This window comes from Streptomyces sp. NPDC031445 (genome assembly GCF_055581365.1).
The window spans coordinates 169,704-187,226 of record NZ_JBVIJO010000015.1 but is presented as its reverse complement, the minus strand read 5'-3'; the positions used below and the strand labels follow the sequence as shown (position 1 = coordinate 187,226).

The following is a 17,523-nucleotide window of genomic DNA, read 5'->3' as shown; positions in this document are numbered from 1 at the left end:
GGTCTCGTGCCCAGGTGGACGGGGTCACTCGTGTGACCTACTCTGGGTAGACCGACCTACCTAGTCTGGACCGTGATGAGGGGAACCGATGTGAGCACCCCGGACGGCGCGCGCCGGCGCCCGGCCCGCGAACGCCTCCTCGCGGCGGCGGCCCGCCGCTTCTACGCCGACGGCGTGGCGGCGACCGGCATCGACACGATCACCACCGAGGCCGGCGTGGCGAAGATGAGCCTCTACAACAACTTCTCCTCCAAGGCCGACCTGGTCAGGGCCTACCTGGACGCCCGGCACGAGGAGTGGCTCGGCCTGTACCGGGCCCGGCTGGAGCACGCCCGGGGCCCACGGGACGGCGTGCTGGCCGTGTTCGACGCCTACGCCGACCACGCGGCCTTCGCCTACGAGCACGGCTTCCGTGGCTGCGGACTCCTCAACGCCGCCGCCGAGCTGCCGGCCGGCGACGAGGGCCGGGCCGTGGTGCGCGCCCACAAGGAGGAGGTCGAGCGGCTGATCGCCGGCCACCTGGAGGAACTGCTGCCCGAGCGGCCCGGGGAGGCCCGCGCGACGGCCGAGCACCTCGCCTTCCTCCTGGAGGGCGCGATGGCCCGCGCCGGTCTGGAGGGCGACGGCGCCCGCCTCCGGCACGCCCGCGCGATGGCCGCCGCCCTGCTGGACCGGCTGTGAGCCGGCCCGCCGGACCCGGCCGGTCCGCCGGGACGGGCGCCCTCTGCGTGCTGGCGGCCTCCGTCCTGTGGGGCACGACGGGTACGGCCGCCACGTTCGCCCCGCAGGTCGGCCCGCTCGCCATCGGCGCCGTCGCCATGGGCCTGGGCGGCCTCCTCCAGGCCCTCGTCGCCGCCCCGGGGATCGCCCGCCACGCGTCCCGCCTGCGCGAACGGCGCGGCACGGTGCTGCTCGGCGCGGCCTCCGTCGCGGTGTACCCCCTGGCGTTCTACAGCTCGATGCACCTGGCCGGAGTCGCCGTCGGCACCGTCGTGTCGCTCGGCACCGCCCCGCTCGCCTCGGCCGTGATCGAACGGGTCGTGGACGGCCGCCGGCTCACCCGCCGCTGGACGGCCGCCGCCGCCCTCGGCCTGCTCGGCACCGCCTTGCTGTGCGTCGCCGAGGCCGCGCACGCGGACGACGGCACGGGCCGGGCGTCCATGGCGGCCACGCTGCTCGGCGTGAGCCTCGGCCTGGTCGCCGCCGCCACCTACGCCCTCTACTCCTGGGCGGCTCACCGGCTCATCAGCCGCGGGATCCCCTCCCGCGCGGCGATGGGCGCGGTCTTCGGGCTCGGCGGACTGTTCCTCCTGCCCGTCCTCCTGGTCACTGGCGCCCCGCTCGTCGCCTCCTGGTCCAACGCGGCGGTCGGCACGTACATGGCCGTCATCCCCATGTTCGCCGGCTACGTCCTGTTCGGCTGGGGTCTCGCGCACGTGCCCGCCAGCACCGCCACCACGCTCTCCCTGCTGGAACCGGCCGTGGCGGCCGTACTCGCCGTCCTGGTCGTCGGCGAACGCCTGCCCGGCGCGGGCTGGGCGGGCACAGCACTGGTCATCGCCTGCCTCGCGGTCCTCACCGCCGCCCCCCGCCGGCGGCGGCACTCCGGGGACCCGGCCGGACCGGTCCCCGACGCGGCACCTTCGGTCACGGCCGGTCTCACCGCGGTCCGGGACCAGGCGGCAGACTGAGCGCGGGCGTGTCCCGCCCCCCGCCGGCGGAGGGACGAGCGGCTCCGGGCCGTGCCGTCAGGGGGCGGCCGGCTACGGCGCCGGATCCTCCTGCGTGCTCCGCACCGCCTTCTTCACGCACTGTTCCAGCTCGTACCGCGACCCGCCCTCGCGCGCCGCGTACGCCGTCAGGGCGGTGTGGAACGCCTCGGTCGCCCCTCGCCACGCCCGCCACTGGACGTCGTACTCCTCACCGCACAGGCCGGCCAGCTTCGCGCGCTCCGCTTCACAGGCACGTTCCAGCGCGACCAATTCGTCCGGAATGTCTGTCACATAAGGATGCTATGCAGAGCATCACCGGGACGCCCGTCAGCGCATGCCGCCGCCCGCGCCCGGGACGGCCGCCCGCCGGCCGCCCCGCGGCGGGCCTACGGCCCGACGGTGTGCTCCGAACAGCAGGGTTCACGGCGCAGCCGCCGGCTGACGTCGAGCCAGTCGGCGTGTGCCGGGCCGGACGGTGCCGGCGGGCCGGCCGGGAAGGCGTTCACCAGGTCCTCGCGGCGGTGCACCACGCCGTCCCGCATGACCCAGGAGGTGCGCACCAGGTCGTCGACGTCGCGGAACGGATCGCCGTCGATCACCGTGAGGTCGGCGAGCTTCCCCGGCTCCAGGGTGCCCAGATCGTCCGCGACCCCGAACAGCCGGGCCGGGACGGCCGTCGCCGTGCGCAGCGCCTGCGCGACGGACAGGCCGCCGAAGCGGTGCAGGGCCCGCAGCGCGAGGTGGAGGTGGAGGCCCAGGGGGGTCAGGGGCGCGTCCGTGCCCAGGGCGAGCGCCCCGCCGTCGTCGAGGACGCGCCGGTAGACGGCCGTCTCCCGCTCCAGGGCCCGCGTGGCCGCCGCGCCGGGCGGTGTCCGCGCCAGCCTGCGCACCAGCGCGGCGTCCCACGGCGCGGCGAGCCTCGTGACGCGGGTGTCGTCGGCGAGCGAGGGATCGGCGCCGAGCTGGGCGAGCGCGGTGAACGGGGTGGCGACGAGCGCGAAGCCGCCGCCCCGGTACGTCTCGTGGACGTCCTGGTAGCAGTGGCCGGTGGGGCTGAGGGCGTGGCCGTACTCGGTGCGCTGGGTGGCCTGGAGATGGGTGGTGAGGTCCTGGCCGACGGCGGCCCCGGGGGACAGGAAGTGGCTGCCGGCGAGGACGCCGAGGTCCCGGTGGGCGATGCGGGCGGCCTCCCGCATGACCGAGGCGGACGCGCGGACGTAGGTCTTGACGAAGTCGGCGTCGAGCGCGACCGCCCGGCGCAGGGTCCGCTCCAGACCCTCCCGCGTCCGGTGCGCGCGGGCCATGCTGTAGGCGACCCGGCTGCCGTCGATCAGCTCACCGGTGGCGAACAGACGCGGTGCGGTCATACGGCCGGCCGCCACCGACTCCCGGATGCGGACGGCCTCGTGGGCGAAGCCGCCGAGGGAGACGCTGGTGGTGATGCCGTAGGCGAGCATGAGGCTGCCCTGCCGGCCGCCGTAGGTGTACTGCCACGGGTGGGTGTGGGAGTCCCACAGCCCCGGCACGACGGTGGAGGCGGAGGCGTCGATGACCCGTTCGCCGCCGCGGGCCCGCGCCCGGTGGGGTTCGACGGCGGCGATGCGGTGGCCGCGGACGACCAGGTCCACGTCGTCCCGGGGTGACTCGCCCGTCCCGTCCCACAGCCGTCCGGCGTGCACCCGGACGGTGTCGGAGCGGGACGGCAGCCGCCGCCGGTAGGTGAGCGGCACCGGGACGTCACGCCGGCCGGAGCCGTCGCGTGAAACCAGCCTGAGCCGCCCGCTCGCCTCGTACAGCAGGGCGCGCGAATCCCCCGACCAGGAAGGATGGTCGGCGGCCTCGTCGGTCAGGCGCCGGGGATCACCGGCGGGCGAGCCGTCCGGGCGTACCGGCATCACCCACAGCGCGGACTCCATGACGAACGCCATGGCCGTGCCGTCCGGCGACCACACGGGACCGCTGTTGCCGCGGTCGGACAGCGAGGCGTGCGCGGCCGGCAGATACGCGTTCCACCGCCCGGTCGCGGTGTCCACGACCCGGATGACGTTGTAGCCCTCGCGGAACCGTCGGTTGAGCCGGTTGCGGTCACTGAACGCCAGGTACCGCCCGTCGGGCGACCAGCTCGCCCGGCCCGGCAGCCCGCCCGCGCCCAGGGGGGCGGCGAGGTTCCGCTCCGCGCCGGTGGCCAGGTCACGGACGAGCAGGTTGCCGGTGGAGTCCTGGCAGGCGAGCCGGGTGCCGTCGGGGGAGAGCACCGGGTTGAGGCGTCCCCCCGTCGCCAGCACCTCCTCCCGGCCGCCGTCGAGCCGGAACCGGCGCACACCGATCAGCCCGTCGCCGTCCGGCCCGCTCTCCCGGCAGTACAGGACGCTCCGCCCGTCCGGCGCCCAGGACGGCATCTGCGCGTAGGCGGACGGCGGCGCCTGCACCAGCCTGCGCGGACGGCCACCGCCCACCGGCATCACCCACAGGGCGCCGAGCGCGACGAACGCCACGGACGCGCCGTCGGGGGAGAGGACCGGCAGGTGCACGCCCCGCACCGGACGCCGGGCCACCGAGTCGAAGTCGTACCGCTTGCGGGACCCGCCCGGCCGCGGCACCGGCAGTTCCGCCACGAACGGAACCGTCCGCGGGCCGCCGCCGGCCGTGCCCGGCCGCCGCACCCTGACCTGCCCGTCCGCCACGTAGAACAGCTCGCCGTCCGCCGTCCAGGAGGGCGGCAGCGGGGAGACGTCCTCGCCGTCCGTGAGGGGCTCGCCGTCCACCAGCAGCGTGGAGCGCGCCGCGTGCGCCCCCTGCGGGGCGTCGTCCACCCGCACACAGGCGACCCGGCCGTCCGCGCAGACGGCGGGCCCCACGAGCGTTCCCGCGCCGACCGTGCGCAGCACCGTGACGCTGCCGCCCCCGGCGGGGACGCAGGCCAGCGTGCGTGCCCCGTCGGCGCCGGCCCGGACGAAGACCACCGTGCCGCCGTCGGGGTGCCAGGCCGGGTCGTGGTCCTCCACCCCGGCGTCCTGGGTGAGCCGCGTCAGCTCACCGGTGCGCACGTCCACCGTCCAGACGGAGTACGAGCCGCCGCGTACGGCGTCCCCGCCCCGCTCGGACGCGAACGCGATCCGGCTTCCGTCGGGCGACCAGCTGACGCCCCGGTCGTCCCACGGCCCGGACGTCAGCCTGCGCCGACGGGAACCGTCCGGCGCCATCGTCCACACGTGGAACCCGCCGCCCTGATAGGCGCAGACGGCGAGCCGGGAACCGTCCGGCGACCAGGCCACCCGGGCCGGTTCCAGCCCAGGCCCGGTCAGCGCCGCCGCCGCGCCGCCCGTCCGGGGCAGCGACCACAGCACGCCCTGCACCTCGACGATCAGGCGTCCGCCGTCCGGCGAGACGGCCACGGACGCGTTGGTGCCCTCGGTGAACCGCAGGGTCCGGCCGCCGGCCACCGCGCCCGTACGACGGGCCGGGGACGCGGACGCCGTGCCGGCCCCGGCCGGCAACGCCACCGCGGCGGCGCCGAGTCCCGCCGTGAGGACACCGCGACGGGACACTGCTGAGCGCTGCTCCATGGGCGGCCTTCCGTCGGACGGACAACGCACCGGCGTCCGCATTATGGCAACGGCGGCCGTACGGCCCCGGCAGCCGCGCCCGTCGCGGCGTCGGGCCCCGCTAGTGACCCCCGGTGCGGACGACCCACTTGATCCACGAGCGCAGGCGCGTGACGTCTCCGAACGAGGCGACCTGCGCCCGGTCCGACGCGGACAGGACGCCCACGAGCACCTCTCGGCCCGCCTTGTCGAACGCCGTCGCCGGGCCACCCGAGTCACCGCCCGCCGGCAGGCCGGTACCGCGCTGGACGCAGAAGTCCCCGGTCCCCGCGAGCAGATCGCACCGCGGGTCCGTGTGCCTGACGATCGTGACCTGCGCCTGCTTGAGCACGTTCGACTGGCACGAGGCCTCGCTGCGCGGCGGCGCGCACGTGGCCCCCCAGCCGTAGGACCGCACACCGCGCCCCACCTTCACGCGGTCGCCGGTTCCCACCGCGAGGGGCTCGACGTCCAGGCGGGGCACCCGTACGAGGGCCACGTCGGCCCCGGGCGCGAACACCGTGCCGTTCGCGACGCGACGCACGGTCTTCCCGTGCCGCTGGTCGAGACTGCCGACGCGGAACGTGATGTCCCAGTTGTCGTAGCGGACGCAGTGACCGGCGGTGATCACCCACTCGGGGGCGACGACGGTGCCCGTGCAGGACGGCTCTCCGTCGATGTAGACGCGCACCGCCCACGGGCCGTGCTTGCTGACCGTGCCTCCCTGGATGGCCGAAGCGGGTTCCGCCGTCGCCAGGAAGAAGGCGATGAACGCGCCGATCGCCGCGATCGCGCCCTGTACACGCGTCTTGCTCAACATGGGGTGTCCTCGGTTGGGTTCGGTGGCTGCCGGTTGCAGGCGTCCGGCAAGAGCGAAGGGCCGCCCGGGCGGTTCCGCGACCGCGCGATCCGTGCACTCCGGGAACAGAACGGTTCCCTCGGTGCTGACGTCCGGTCAGAACGTCCGGGCAGAACGCCCATACGGGGACGACCGCAGGCGCTCCGGACGCCGGTTGACTCGCGTTTGGTTTTCCGTTCCCTGAGCGTTCAACCGGGGATCGCTGTCGGTGTCGTGTGAGCTTCCTAGGGTCCATGAGGCTTTCCGAAAGAAGGGGCTCATGGACGCACAGCTCGCGATCCGGGCGCGCGGCATCACCAAGTGTTTCGGTGAGGTCGTCGCGCTCGACGGCGTGGATCTGGAGGTGCCGCGGGGGCAGATCCACGGCCTGGTCGGCCCCAACGGTGCCGGCAAGACGACGCTGCTCGGCCTCCTCCTCGGCCTCGCCGTGGCCGACAGCGGCAGCCTGGAGATCCTCGGCATGCCGGTGGGCCGCGCGTTCGAAGCCCCCGGCGGTGTCTCCGGGTTCGTGGACGGGCCGGGGCTGTACCCCTCGCTCACCGCCCGGCAGAACCTCGCCGCGCTCGCCGCCCTGCGCGGCGACGACACGCGGTCCGCGGGGATCGACGACGCCCTCGCACAGGTCGGGCTCACGGACGTCGCCGACGAGCGCACCCGCGGCTTCTCCCTGGGCATGCGGCAACGGCTCGGCCTCGCCGCGGCCCTGCTCGCCCGGCCGCGGCTGCTCATCCTGGACGAGCCCTCCAACGGCCTGGACCCGGCCGGGAAGAAACACGTCCACGGTGTCCTCGCCCGGCTCGCCCGGGAGGGCACGAGCGTCGTGCTCTCCAGCCACCGGATGGACGACCTGGAGGCCCTGTGCTCCGAGGTCACCATCCTCGCCACCGGACGCGTCGTCTTCTCCGGGCCGCTGGGCGAACTGGCCGCCGGGAACGGTGAACTCGACTACCGGCTGGTCACGTCCGACCCGGAGCGCGCACGTCGGCTGGCCGCCGACGCGCCCGGCATCCGCCTGGCCGACGACGCCACGGGACGCCGGGGAGACGAGGCGCTGGTGCTCAGCGCGCTGGTGCCCGCCCTCGACGAGCTGGTGGCGCGGCTCGTCCACGAGGGCATCGCCCTGCGCGAACTCGCGCCGCTGGTCTCCCCGTTGGAGGCGGCGTTCCTGTCCCTGACGGAACCCGCCGGCGGACAACGGGGCGACTCCGGCGCCTGGCAGCGGGATGACTCCGTCGGCTGGCAGCGGGGCGGTGCCGAAGTCAAGGAGTTGGAGGGCGCCGAGGGCCCGCAGCGGGATGGCGCCGGCACCGGGCGACGGGGTGCCGCTGACACCCGCCGGCGGGGCGGTGCCGAGGCCCAGCAGTGGGACGGTGCCGAAGCCCGGCAACGGGACGGCGTCGACGCCCGCCGGCGGGGCGGTGCCGAGGCCCAGGAGTTGGCGGGCGTCGAGACTCCGCAGCGGGATGCCGCTCACGCCGGGCAACGGGACGGCGCCGCCGCCCAGCAGTTGGACGGCGTCGGGCCCCAGCGGTTGGACGGTTCCGAGCCCCCGCAGTGGGATGACGCCGCCCCCCGCCGGCGGAACCGTGCCGGCACCCGGCAACGGGACGGCGTCGAGCGTCCGCAGCAGGACGCCCCCCAGAAGTCCGTCGCCCAGCAGCAGGAGACCGGTCGATGACCGCACCGCCGACCCCCACCGCGACCACATCCCCGACGCCCGCCACACCCCCGGCCCCGGCCCCCACCGCCGTACCCCTCGCGCACACCACCGCATCAGGCCGCGTCACAGTTGCCCGGAGCTACCGCTTCGAAGTCGTCAAACTCCTCTCCCAGTGGCGCGTCCGCCTGCTGCTCCTCGCCTGCTGGATCGTGCCGGCGCTCTTCGTCGCCGGGGTGAGCGGGCAGAGCACGCTGCCCACGGACACCCTCTTCGGCCGCTGGATGCACGCCACCGGATGGGCCGGCCCGCTGGTGACGCTCGGCTTCGCCGGCACCTGGGCGCTGCCGCTGCTCACCTCCGTCGTCGCCGGCGACGTGTTCGCCGCCGAGGACCGGCTCGGCACCTGGCGCCACCTCCTCGTCGCCGTCCGCTCGCCCCGGCGGATCTTCGCGGCGAAGGCACTGGCCGGCCTCACCGTCATCCTGCTGCTCGTGGCCGGGCTGGCCGTCTCCAGCACGGCCGGCGGGCTGGTCGCGGTCGGCAATCAGCCGCTGGTCGGCCTCGACGGCCACCTGCTCACGCCGGGGGACGCCGCCGGCACCGTCCTGGCCGCCTGGACCGCTGTGCTCGCCCCGACCCTGGCCCTCGCCGGGATCGGGCTGCTCGGCTCGGTCGTACTGGGCCGCTCCCCGATGGGTCTGCTGCTGCCCGCGCTCGTCGCGCTCGCGATGCAGCTCGCCCAGATGCTGCCGCTCCCCGTCGCCCTGCGCCTCGCCCTGCCCGGCGACGCCTTCCTCACCTGGAACGGCCTGTTCACCGGCCCGGCGCAGCCGGCCCCGCTCCTGATCGGCATCGTTGTCAGTCTCCTGTGGGCCGTGACGGCGACGGCGCTGGCCTATGTCCTCTTCCTGCGGCGCGACTTCACCAACCCCACCGACGACGGCTCGGCGCGCCGCGCGGTCGCCACGGCGGCCCTGCCGCTCGCGGCGCTGCTCGGCGTGACCGTCGCGGTCGTGGCGGCGACGACCACGGCCACGGGCTCCGGGATCGAGCAGGCCAAGGTGGAGCGCGCGCTCGCCACGGAGTTCGCCCACCTGTACCGCCTGCAGACCGACCAGCTCCACCGGCCCGCCGTCACCGAGGCGCAGTTGAGGACCTCGGCGGCGTGCACCAAGGCCGGTGTCCAGGACGGCGCGCAGGGCCCTGGCAACGACTGGCGGTGCGTCGTCTCCTGGCACCTGCCGGGCGTCGCGGCCACCGGGTCGGCCGTCTACCAGCTCGACATCACGGCGGACGGGCGGTTCGTCGCCGACGGCGACGGACCGAAGGAAGTCAACGGCTACTTCGTGGTGCGCACCTCCACCGGAGACGCACCGAACCCGCTGTGGCAGTTCGACGGCCACGTCGACCTGCTCTCCGCCTCCCCGGACTCCCGGACCCCCTGAACCTTCCCTTCCCGGCCACCCCCCAACTCCCTCCCGAATCCCGAGGAATGACGCATGCAGATAACACGCCGCCGCCGGCAGGCCGAGAAGAAGTACTACGACCTGCTGGGCAGACGTGTCAGCCGCCGGGCCACCCTGGTCACGGCATGCATCACCACGGCCGCCCTGGCCACCGGCACCGCCGTCGCCCAGACCCGCCAGTTCGGCACCGAGCAGGTCGGCCAGGTCACCGACAAGGGCCAGGTCGTCTCCGCCGACCAGTACATCGACCCGTACGGCGACCGCCTCGTCATCGACGACGGCAAGATCATGTCCTCCACGGTCAGCCCGGACGGCGGCCACCTCGTCGCCTCGGTCACCGACGGCGACGCCTCGCTGGTCGTCGTGGACCTCGCGACCGGGCAGATCAAGCAGCGCGTCGGCACCAACGCCGCCGACGACCTGCGCATCAGCAGCAACGCCGTCGGCCAGGAAGGCCCGGTGTACTCGCCCGACGGCAAGCAGTTGTGGCTGGGCCAGCTCGACGGCTACACCAAGTTCACCGTGAACCCGGACGGCACCCTCGCCAACCCGGTGGCCGTCAAGATCCCGGCCGACGGCAGCAAGCAGGCCCTGGCCGCCGCGGCCGTCTTCTCGGCCGACGGCTCCACCGTGTACGCCGCGGTCAACGGCCAGAACCGGGTGGTCGCGATCGACGCGGCGACCGGCACCGTCAAGCAGAGCTGGACGGTGGGCAACGCCCCGCGCGGCATGGCCCGGGTCGGCGACAAGCTCTACGTCAGCAACGAGGGCGGCCGGCCCGCGAAGGCCGGCGAGTCCACGCTCAACTCCTACGGCACCCAGGTGCCGGCCGACCCCAAGACCGGCGCCACCACCACCGGCACCGTCAGCGTCATCGACCTGGCCGACCCGTCCGCCGCCGTCGGCACCATCGACGTCGGCCTGCACCCGACCGCCGTGTACGCCCAGCGCGGCGCGGTGTTCGTCACCAACACCGCCGACAACAACGTGTCGGTCATCAGCACCGCCAAGGACAAGGTCGTCCAGACCATCTCCACCCAGCCGTGGCCGGAGGCCTCGGTCGGCTACGAGCCCGACGCGGTGACCCTCACCGACGACGGCCGGCTGCTGGTGACGCTCGGCCGCGCCAACGCCGTCGCCGTCTACCGCTACACCTCACCGCAGGAGCCGGTCAGCTACGTCGGCCTCCTGCCGACGGACTACTTCCCCGCCGAGATCACCACCGTGGGCAAGAAGGTCGTCGTCTCCAACACCCGCGGCATCGACGCGCGCCGCCCCGCGGCCGCCGGCCACGGCACCCATGACACGACCTCCAGCCTGACGCAGTTCACCCTGCCCAGCGACCGTGTCATCCGCTCCCAGACCGCCAAGGTCTTCCAGCAGAACGGCTGGACCGCCGACTCCGTGCGGCTGGCCAAGGGCCACGGCGACGGCAACGGCAAGGCGCAGCCGGTCCCGACGCGGATCGGCGACCCGTCGACGATCAAGCACGTCTTCCTGATCGTCAAGGAGAACCGCACCTACGACCAGGTCCTCGGTGACGTCCCCGAGGGCAACGGCGACCCGTCGCTGACGCAGTTCGGCGAGAACGTCACCCCCAACCAGCACGCGCTGGCGCAGCAGTTCGGGCTGTACGACAACACCTACGACATCGGAACCAACTCCGCCGAGGGCCACAACTGGCTCATGCAGGCCGACAACCCCGAGTACACCGAGTCCTCGGCCGGCGAGTACAAGCGCAGTTACGACACCGAGGACGACGCACTCGGCCACCAGAAGACCGGCTTCCTGTGGTCGGGCGCGCAGGCGGCCGGCAAGTCCGTGCGCAACTTCGGCGAGTTCCAGCAGTTCCTGACGAAGCCGTCCGGCGCCAGCTGGCAGAACCTGTACTGCGACGCCAAGAACATGGACGCCACCGGTCAGGCCACCGCCTACCCGCTGAACTCGTCCTCGCCGATCCCGTCGCTCAACAGCGTCTCGGTGCCCGGCTTCCCGAAGTTCGACACCAGCGTCCCGGACCTGTACCGGTACCAGATCTGGAAGCAGGACTTCGAGAAGAACGGCCCGGCGAACCTGAACATGTTCTGGCTCTCCAGCGACCACACCGGTGGTCCGGCGAGCCCGGCCGCCCAGGTCGCCGACAACGACCTGGCCACCGGCAAGATCATCGACAAGATCTCGCACAGCAAGTACTGGAAGGACTCGGCGATCTTCGTCGTCGAGGACGACTCCCAGGCCGGCCTGGACCACGTCGACGGCCACCGCGCCCCGGTCCAGATCATCAGCCCCTGGGCCCAGCACGGCACCGTCGACAGCCACTACTACTCGCAGATCACGATGATCCGCACCATCGAGCAGATCCTCGGGATCCACCCGATGAACCAGAAGGACAGCGCGGCGACCCCGATGCGGGGCGCGTTCACCCACAAGCCCGACTACACGCCGTTCACCGCCCTGCCCAACCGCACCTCGCTGACCGACGGGTTGAAGACCCCGCCGGCCTGCGGCGTGGACACCCCCGCCGCCCAGGACCCCAAGGCCGCGGCCGTGCCGTCGGCGAAGGTGCCGGCCGGCAAGGAGTCCCTCGCCGCCGCGTGGGACGCCTGGAAGGCCAAGCAGCACCTGACCGGCCCGCACGCCATCCCCGACTACGCCAACCCGGCCCAGATGAACCACCTCACCTGGTACCAGACCCACAACTGGGCGCGCCCGTACCCCGGCGAGAAGAAGATCTACGCCCCGAACGACGTGCCCGGCGCCTACATCCCGTCGGCGGAGTCCGACGGCTGACGGTCCGGCCGCCGGCAGCCTGACGGCTGACACGCGCCGAACCGCCGAGGACCCCTGCCGGGCCGACCGCCCGGCAGGGGTCCTCCTGTCAGAAGTCCTCGCCCGGGAAGTCCTGGCCGAGACCGCTCGTGTCGATGCCGGCGCCGTCGACCGGCGGGCCGCCGAGGAAGCCGCTCATCAGGTCGCCCAGGTCCAGCTTGGTGGCACCGGCCGGAGCGGTGGGCCTGGTGCCCTCGCCCAGCCGCAGCGTCAGGCCCAGCTTCTTGACCCTGGCGGTCCCGGCCAGCTTGGCGAGGTCCACGTCCACCTGGGACAACTCTCCGTGCCTGAGGGTGAAGTCCGCCGTCACCCTGGCGTTGGGCGCGTCCTTCAGGTCCTTGTCCGTCGGCAGCTCCATGCCCGGCGGCAGGTCCTTCGCCAGCGGCCGCAGCTCGCCGAACAGTTCGGTGACCAGCGTGCGGAAGGGCGCCGTCGCGGTGACGTGCTCGGTGCCGTCCCCGCCGCCGGCCGTCTTGAAGCGCACCTCACGGGCGACGACCTCGCGGAGCGCCCGCACCAGCTTCTTCTGCGTCCTGGCGTCCAGGGACGGCGCGGGAGCGGGGCCGCCGTCGCCCTCCCCGCCCTCGGCGGCGGCCTTGTCCATCTCCTTGGTGCTGAACTTCACCCACTTGCCCTCGAGGACGGCCTTGAACGGCCCGGCCCCCGGCGGCAGGTCGTCCGCGGACGGTACGGGGCTGCCCGACATCTTGCCCATGGCGTCCATGTCGGCGCGGATGTAGGTGTAGTCGCCGATCACCCGGTACTCGGCGAGGTCGCCGTCCGGGGTGCTGACCTTCATGGCCGTGCCGACGAGGTCCTTCTCGCCGGACTCGGCGAGCGGTTTCTTCGACTCCACGGTCACCGTGATCTTCGCGCCGCTGATCAGCTCGGCGGCCTCGTCCGGGATCTCCTCACCGGGCGCGGGGTCGGACTCGGCGTCCAGCGCCTTCAGGGTCGCGGCGTCGGCGTCCACGTCGAGCTCGAAGGAGAGCCTGTTCTTCTTGCCCAGCTCCTCGAAGGCCCGGTCGAGCTTCCTGCCGGCGGACAGCTGCTCCACCGTTCCGCAGGCGGCGGAACCCGCGAGGACGGCACCGACGACGGCGGTGGCGGTCAGGGTCTTGCGTATGGCGTTGATGATGGTCTCCTCGTTGCTCCGATCACCATGTGATCGAACAGAAGACTCACAACCCGCCCACAGGGTTGTACGGCCCGTCGCGGAGGCGGAGGCGCCGCCGGGAACCCCGCGCGTCCTGGCACTGACAGACAAGAAGCAGTGCGCTCGCCGACAACAGACGGCCGCGTCCACCGCCCTAGCATGACCGCGCAAGCCACTCCCAGCGAAGGACATGAGACCGTGCCGTACATCACCGTGGGCCAGGAGAACTCCACCACCATCGACCTGTATTACGAGGACCACGGCAGCGGGCAGCCCGTCGTCCTCATCCACGGCTTCCCGCTCGACGGCCACTCCTGGGAGCGGCAGAGCGCCGTGCTGCTGGACGCCGGCTACCGCGTGATCACCTACGACCGCCGAGGCTTCGGGCAGTCCAGCCAGCCCACGACCGGGTACGACTACGACACCTTCGCGGCCGATCTGAACACCGTGATGGAGACGCTCGATCTGCGGGACGCCGTACTGGTCGGCTTCTCCATGGGCACGGGCGAGGTCGCCCGGTACGTGTCCGCCTACGGTTCCGCCCGGGTCGCCAAGGTCGCCTTCCTGGCCTCGCTGGAGCCCTGCCTGCTCAAGAGCGACGACAACCCCGACGGGGTCGCCCCGAAGGAGTTCTTCGACGGCGTCGTCGCGGCCGTCAAGGCGGACCGCTACGCCTACTACACGGACTTCTACAAGGACTTCTACAACCTGGACGAGAACCTCGGCACCCGGATCAGCGAGGAGGCCGTGCGCAACAGCTGGAACGTCGCCGCGAGCGGCGGGTTCTTCGCCGCCGCCGCCGCGCCGTCCACCTGGTACACCGACTTCCGCGCCGACATCCCGGCCATCGACGTGCCGGCCCTGATCCTGCACGGCACCGGCGACCGGATCCTGCCCGTCGAGGGCACCGCCCGGCCCTTCCACAAGGCCCTGCCGTCCGCCGACTACGTGGAGATCGAGGGCGCCCCGCACGGTCTGCTGTGGACTCACGCGGAGGAGGTCAACACCGCGCTGCTCGCCTTCCTGGCGAAGTGACGCCAGTCGCCGCCCCGGCCGACGGCCGGGGCGGCGAGGGCGCCCGGTGGCCACCCGCGTCGCAACCGCTCCATCAGCGGCCCTGGTTCCCGCCCTTCGGTCCGTCGGCGGTGACGGCGGCGGGTGCCGGGGCCGGCGCCGGGGCCGGGGCCGGTGCGGGGACCGCTCCGGGCCGGCGGTAGACGTACGGCGGTGCCTCGGTCCGGTCGGCGTCGGCCGGGTCCCGGACGAGGTGGTGGTCGGGGGAGAGCGCGCACGCCGGGTCGGTGCGCGCGGCGTCGCCGGTGAGGGCGAACGCCTGGCAGCGGCAGCCGCCGAAGTCCTCCTCCTGACGGGGACAGCCCCGGCAGGGGCCCGTCATCCAGTCGGTGCCGCGGAAGCGGTCGAAGGCCGGGGACCGCTCCCAGATCCAGGCGAGCCGGTGGTCGCGGACGTTGGGCGGGTCGAGGTCCGGCAGGGAGGCGGCCGCCGGGCAGGGCAGCACGGTCCCGTCCGGCGCGACGGTGAGCGAGACCGCCCCCCAGCCGCCCATGCAGGGCTTGGCCACGCCGTCGAAGTAGTCGGGGACGACCCACACCAGGTCGATCCGCCCGGCGAGTTCCTCCCGGCGGCGCTCCACGGTCTCCCGGGCGCGGGCCAGCTGGTCGCGGGTGGGCAGCAGCGCGGCCCGGTTGAGCAGGCCCCAGCCGTAGAACTGCGCGTTGGCCAGCTCGATGCGGTCCGCGCCCCAGGCCACGCCGAGCGCGATGACGGCGTCGACGGCGTCCAGGTTGTCGCGGTGCAGCACCACGTTCAGGCCGAGCGGCACCCCGGCCCGGCGCACGAGCGCCGCGGCCCGTTCCTTCGCGGCGAAGGAGGCGGGACGCCCGGCGATGCGGTCGTTGGCCCCCGCGTCGGCGTGCTGTACGGACAGCTGGACGCTGCGCAGCCCGGCCCCGGTGAGGGCGGCGAGCCGGGCCTCGTCCAGCCCGGTCCCGCTCGTCACCAGCTGCGTGTAGATCCCGGCGGCCTCGGCGGCGGCGACGATCCGCTCCAGGTCCGGGCGCAGCAGCGGCTCACCGCCGGACAGGTGCGTGTGCACGACGCCCAGCTCACCGGCCTGACGCAGCACGTCCGTCCACTCGTCGGTGCTCAACTCGGTGGAACGACGGGCCAGTTCCAGTGGGTTGGAGCAGTACGGGCAGTGCAGCGGGCAGGCGTGGGTCAGCTCGGCGAGCAGGGCCCAGGGCGGCGCGGGCGCCGCGCCGGACGCGGGGTTCACGGGGACGGTCACGTCAGCCAGCCCTCCTGCCGCAGACTGTCGAGGAAGGCGGGGACGGTGGCGGCCACCGGCGCTCCGGGGAAGCGCTCGGCCAGCTCGCCGACGATCCCCGGCACGGTGCGGGTGCCGTCGCACAGGCCGACGACCATCCCGCCGTGCCCTTCGAGGACGACCACGCGTTCCGGCAGGACCAGCAGGTCCGTGCCGCGCACGGCGTCGTGCCGCAGCATCAGCGCGGGGGCGAGCGCCGGGCACCACTGCTCCGCGGTCCGCGGCATCACACCCGCTCCAGCGCGCTGTCCCGGCCGTGCGCCCGCTCGCCCTGCCCCGGCATGCCCGCGTACTGCTGTACGGCGTCGAGCAGGGACCACAGCACATCGCACTTGAAGGAGAGCGCGGCCACGGCCTTCTCCTGCTCCTCGCGGGTCCGGGCCCACTCCAGCACGAGGTCCAGCGCCTCGGCACTGTCGCGCCGGCCCTGGTCGACGCGGGCGCGGAAGTAGGCGAGCCCGTCCGGCGCGATCCAGGGATAGTGGCGCTCGAACGCCTCGATGCGCCGGCGCATCAGACCGGGAGCGGTCAGCTCGGTGAGCGAGGCGGCGACGGCCTCCAGGGTGGAGCGCAGGCGGCAGAAGGTGACGTAGCCCTCCACGGCCAGCCGGACGCCCGGCAGCACGGTCCCGCCCGACAACAGCACCTCGCGGTCCACGCCGGCCGCCTCGCCGAGCCGCAGCCAGCGCTCGATGCCGCCCTCGCCCTCGCCGCGTCCGTCGTGGTCCTCGATCCGCCGCAGCCACATGCGCCGCAGCCGCGACGAGTCCAGCTTCGCGATGATCAGCGCGTCCTTGACCGGGATGTGGCGCTGGTAGTGGAAGCGGTTGGTGATCCAGCAGCGCACCTCGTCCGCACTGAGGTCGCCCTCGTGCATGCGGACGTTGAAGGGGTGGCGGTCGTGGTAGCGGTCCTGGCCCACCGCGCGCAGGCGGTCCTCGAACTCGGCGCGGCTCCAGGGCTTCACCGGCGGGGCGAGTGTCGTGGTCACAGCTCGATCACCATTCCGTCTTCGGCCACCCCGAGGCCCAGCCGGGCGAGCCGCTTGTGCTGCGGCGCGGCGGGGTCGACGAGGGGGTTCGTGTTGTTGAGGTGGGTGTAGAGGCAGCGGGCGGGCAGCGTGGCGAGGATGCCGGCGGTGCCGCCCGGTCCGTCGACGGGCAGGTGCCCCATGCCCGTCGCGGTGCGGGGGGAGATGCCGGTGCGGCGCGGCTCCTCGTCGTCCCAGAAGGTGCCGTCGACGATGACGCAGTCGGCCTCGGCGGCGACGCGGTGCAGCTCGTCGGACCAGGCGGCCACGGCCGGAGCGTACAGGGCGGTGCCGCCGGTGACGGGGTCGTACAGGCGCAGCGCGACGACCCAGGCGTCGTCACCGGGGGCGTCGGCGGCGTAGCGGGGGCGCTTGCCGGAGACGGGTACGGCGCTGATCCGCAGGCCGGATCCGGCCGGCAGGCCCGTGTCGGCGTGCAGCGGCTGTGCCCCCCGGCACCGCAGCTCCCGCCAGGTCAGATCGGTGTACGGGGCGAGGACAGGGCCGAGGCGGAGCCGGCCCTCGACGGCCTCGCGGACCGGGGCGGTGGCGAGGATCTCCAGGCGGTCCGCCTCGCGCAGCCGTCCGATCCCCAGCGTGTGGTCGAGTTCGGCGTCGGTGAGCACGACTCCGGCGACCGGCGTCTGCCGGGGCCGGGGCCCGGGGTGGAGGACCGGGTGGGCCTCGATCTGGTCGCCGATGTCGGGGGTCGCGTTGACGAGGTACCAGCAACCCTCGTCGGCGCGGACGGCCAGCGAGGCGTGTCGGCGGCGCCGCCCGGGGTGGGCGCGTGCCCCGGAGCACCCGGGGCACGCGCAGTTCCACTGGGGGATGCCGCCGCCGGCCGCGGTACCGAGAACCTGCAGCAGCATGCCGGCGG

Annotated in this window: 13 protein-coding genes and 1 pseudogene; 6 read left to right on the top strand and 8 right to left on the bottom strand. The window is 73.9% G+C overall.

The genetic code is table 11. The annotated features are described in order from the left end of the window. The first annotated feature begins 75 nt into the window (after positions 1 to 75). Together ACZ5DC_RS33310 and ACZ5DC_RS33305 are read left to right on the top strand one after the other, a co-directional pair. Positions 76 to 681 (top strand): TetR/AcrR family transcriptional regulator, encoded by a 606-nt coding sequence (locus ACZ5DC_RS33310; protein WP_468658968.1) that lies wholly within the window; start codon positions 76 to 78, stop codon positions 679 to 681. Beyond that, a complete protein-coding gene (locus tag ACZ5DC_RS33305) occupies positions 678 to 1,691 on the top strand; it encodes a DMT family transporter (RefSeq protein WP_468658966.1) in 1,014 nt (337 codons plus the stop codon). Before ACZ5DC_RS33310 ends, ACZ5DC_RS33305 begins: the two co-directional genes overlap by 4 nt. 72 nt (positions 1,692 to 1,763) lie before the next feature. Here ACZ5DC_RS33305 and ACZ5DC_RS33300 read toward each other — a convergent pair whose 3' ends face one another. The 3 genes from ACZ5DC_RS33300 to ACZ5DC_RS33290 form a co-directional block, all read right to left on the bottom strand. After that, positions 1,764 to 2,003, bottom strand: a complete 240-nt coding sequence (locus ACZ5DC_RS33300) for a hypothetical protein (protein ID WP_468658964.1) — start codon at positions 2,001 to 2,003, stop codon at positions 1,764 to 1,766. A 95-nt stretch (positions 2,004 to 2,098) separates the two neighbouring features. Continuing rightward, complete coding sequence (locus ACZ5DC_RS33295; RefSeq protein WP_468658962.1) at positions 2,099 to 5,278, bottom strand: amidohydrolase family protein; 3,180 nt, start codon at positions 5,276 to 5,278, stop codon at positions 2,099 to 2,101. Positions 5,279 to 5,378: 100 nt separating this feature from the next. Further along, complete coding sequence (locus ACZ5DC_RS33290; RefSeq protein WP_468658960.1) at positions 5,379 to 6,116, bottom strand: S1 family peptidase; 738 nt, start codon at positions 6,114 to 6,116, stop codon at positions 5,379 to 5,381. Between the two features lie 298 nt (positions 6,117 to 6,414). Between ACZ5DC_RS33290 and ACZ5DC_RS33285 the strand changes: the two are divergent. The 3 genes and pseudogenes from ACZ5DC_RS33285 to ACZ5DC_RS33275 all read left to right on the top strand — a co-directional run. After that, a pseudogene (locus tag ACZ5DC_RS33285) lies at positions 6,415 to 7,335 on the top strand (ABC transporter ATP-binding protein); the annotation flags it as partial. Between the two features lie 494 nt (positions 7,336 to 7,829). Continuing rightward, positions 7,830 to 9,260 carry an ABC transporter permease gene (locus ACZ5DC_RS33280; protein ID WP_468658958.1) on the top strand — a complete coding sequence of 477 codons (1,431 nt, stop codon included), beginning with the start codon at positions 7,830 to 7,832 and terminating at the stop codon, positions 9,258 to 9,260. 54 nt (positions 9,261 to 9,314) lie between these two features. Further along, positions 9,315 to 12,071, top strand: coding sequence for an alkaline phosphatase family protein (locus tag ACZ5DC_RS33275; RefSeq protein WP_468658956.1), 2,757 nt, complete (start codon positions 9,315 to 9,317; stop codon positions 12,069 to 12,071). A gap of 88 nt (positions 12,072 to 12,159) precedes the next feature. Here the strand turns inward: ACZ5DC_RS33275 and ACZ5DC_RS33270 are convergent, their stop codons facing one another. Then, the gene (locus ACZ5DC_RS33270) at positions 12,160 to 13,167 is read right to left on the bottom strand and encodes a hypothetical protein (RefSeq protein ID WP_468658954.1); all 1,008 of its coding nucleotides are present in this window, start codon (positions 13,165 to 13,167) and stop codon (positions 12,160 to 12,162) included. Positions 13,168 to 13,464: 297 nt separating this feature from the next. On the opposite strand from ACZ5DC_RS33270, the gene ACZ5DC_RS33265 reads away from it, so the two are divergent. Continuing rightward, positions 13,465 to 14,301 carry an alpha/beta fold hydrolase gene (locus ACZ5DC_RS33265; RefSeq protein WP_468659114.1) on the top strand — a complete coding sequence of 279 codons (837 nt, stop codon included), beginning with the start codon at positions 13,465 to 13,467 and terminating at the stop codon, positions 14,299 to 14,301. A 73-nt stretch (positions 14,302 to 14,374) separates the two neighbouring features. On the opposite strand, the gene pqqE is transcribed toward ACZ5DC_RS33265, so the two are convergent. Genes pqqE through pqqB form a run of 4 tightly spaced genes read right to left on the bottom strand, consistent with a single transcriptional unit; the run spans position 14,375 to position 17,515 of the window. Next, positions 14,375 to 15,574, bottom strand: coding sequence for a pyrroloquinoline quinone biosynthesis protein PqqE (gene pqqE / locus ACZ5DC_RS33260; protein WP_468658952.1), 1,200 nt, complete (start codon positions 15,572 to 15,574; stop codon positions 14,375 to 14,377). Then, positions 15,571 to 15,840, bottom strand: coding sequence for a pyrroloquinoline quinone biosynthesis peptide chaperone PqqD (gene pqqD / locus ACZ5DC_RS33255; protein ID WP_468658950.1), 270 nt, complete (start codon positions 15,838 to 15,840; stop codon positions 15,571 to 15,573). Before pqqD ends, pqqE begins: the two co-directional genes overlap by 4 nt. After that, positions 15,840 to 16,604 (bottom strand): pyrroloquinoline-quinone synthase PqqC, encoded by a 765-nt coding sequence (pqqC, locus tag ACZ5DC_RS33250; RefSeq protein WP_468658948.1) that lies wholly within the window; start codon positions 16,602 to 16,604, stop codon positions 15,840 to 15,842. Before pqqC ends, pqqD begins: the two co-directional genes overlap by 1 nt. Next, positions 16,601 to 17,515 (bottom strand): pyrroloquinoline quinone biosynthesis protein PqqB, encoded by a 915-nt coding sequence (gene pqqB, locus ACZ5DC_RS33245; RefSeq protein WP_468658946.1) that lies wholly within the window; start codon positions 17,513 to 17,515, stop codon positions 16,601 to 16,603. Before pqqB ends, pqqC begins: the two co-directional genes overlap by 4 nt. Between the last annotated feature and the right edge of the window lie 8 nt (positions 17,516 to 17,523).

Coding starts and splice junctions, on each gene's coding strand:
- ACZ5DC_RS33310 (WP_468658968.1), top strand. CDS start 76: ATGAGGGGAACCGATGTGAGCACCCCGGACGGCGCGCGCCGGCGCCCG.
- ACZ5DC_RS33295 (WP_468658962.1), bottom strand. CDS start 5,278: ATGGAGCAGCGCTCAGCAGTGTCCCGTCGCGGTGTCCTCACGGCGGGA.
- ACZ5DC_RS33290 (WP_468658960.1), bottom strand. CDS start 6,116: ATGTTGAGCAAGACGCGTGTACAGGGCGCGATCGCGGCGATCGGCGCG.
- ACZ5DC_RS33280 (WP_468658958.1), top strand. CDS start 7,830: ATGACCGCACCGCCGACCCCCACCGCGACCACATCCCCGACGCCCGCC.
- ACZ5DC_RS33275 (WP_468658956.1), top strand. CDS start 9,315: ATGCAGATAACACGCCGCCGCCGGCAGGCCGAGAAGAAGTACTACGAC.
- pqqD (WP_468658950.1), bottom strand. CDS start 15,840: ATGCCGCGGACCGCGGAGCAGTGGTGCCCGGCGCTCGCCCCCGCGCTG.
- pqqB (WP_468658946.1), bottom strand. CDS start 17,515: ATGCTGCTGCAGGTTCTCGGTACCGCGGCCGGCGGCGGCATCCCCCAG.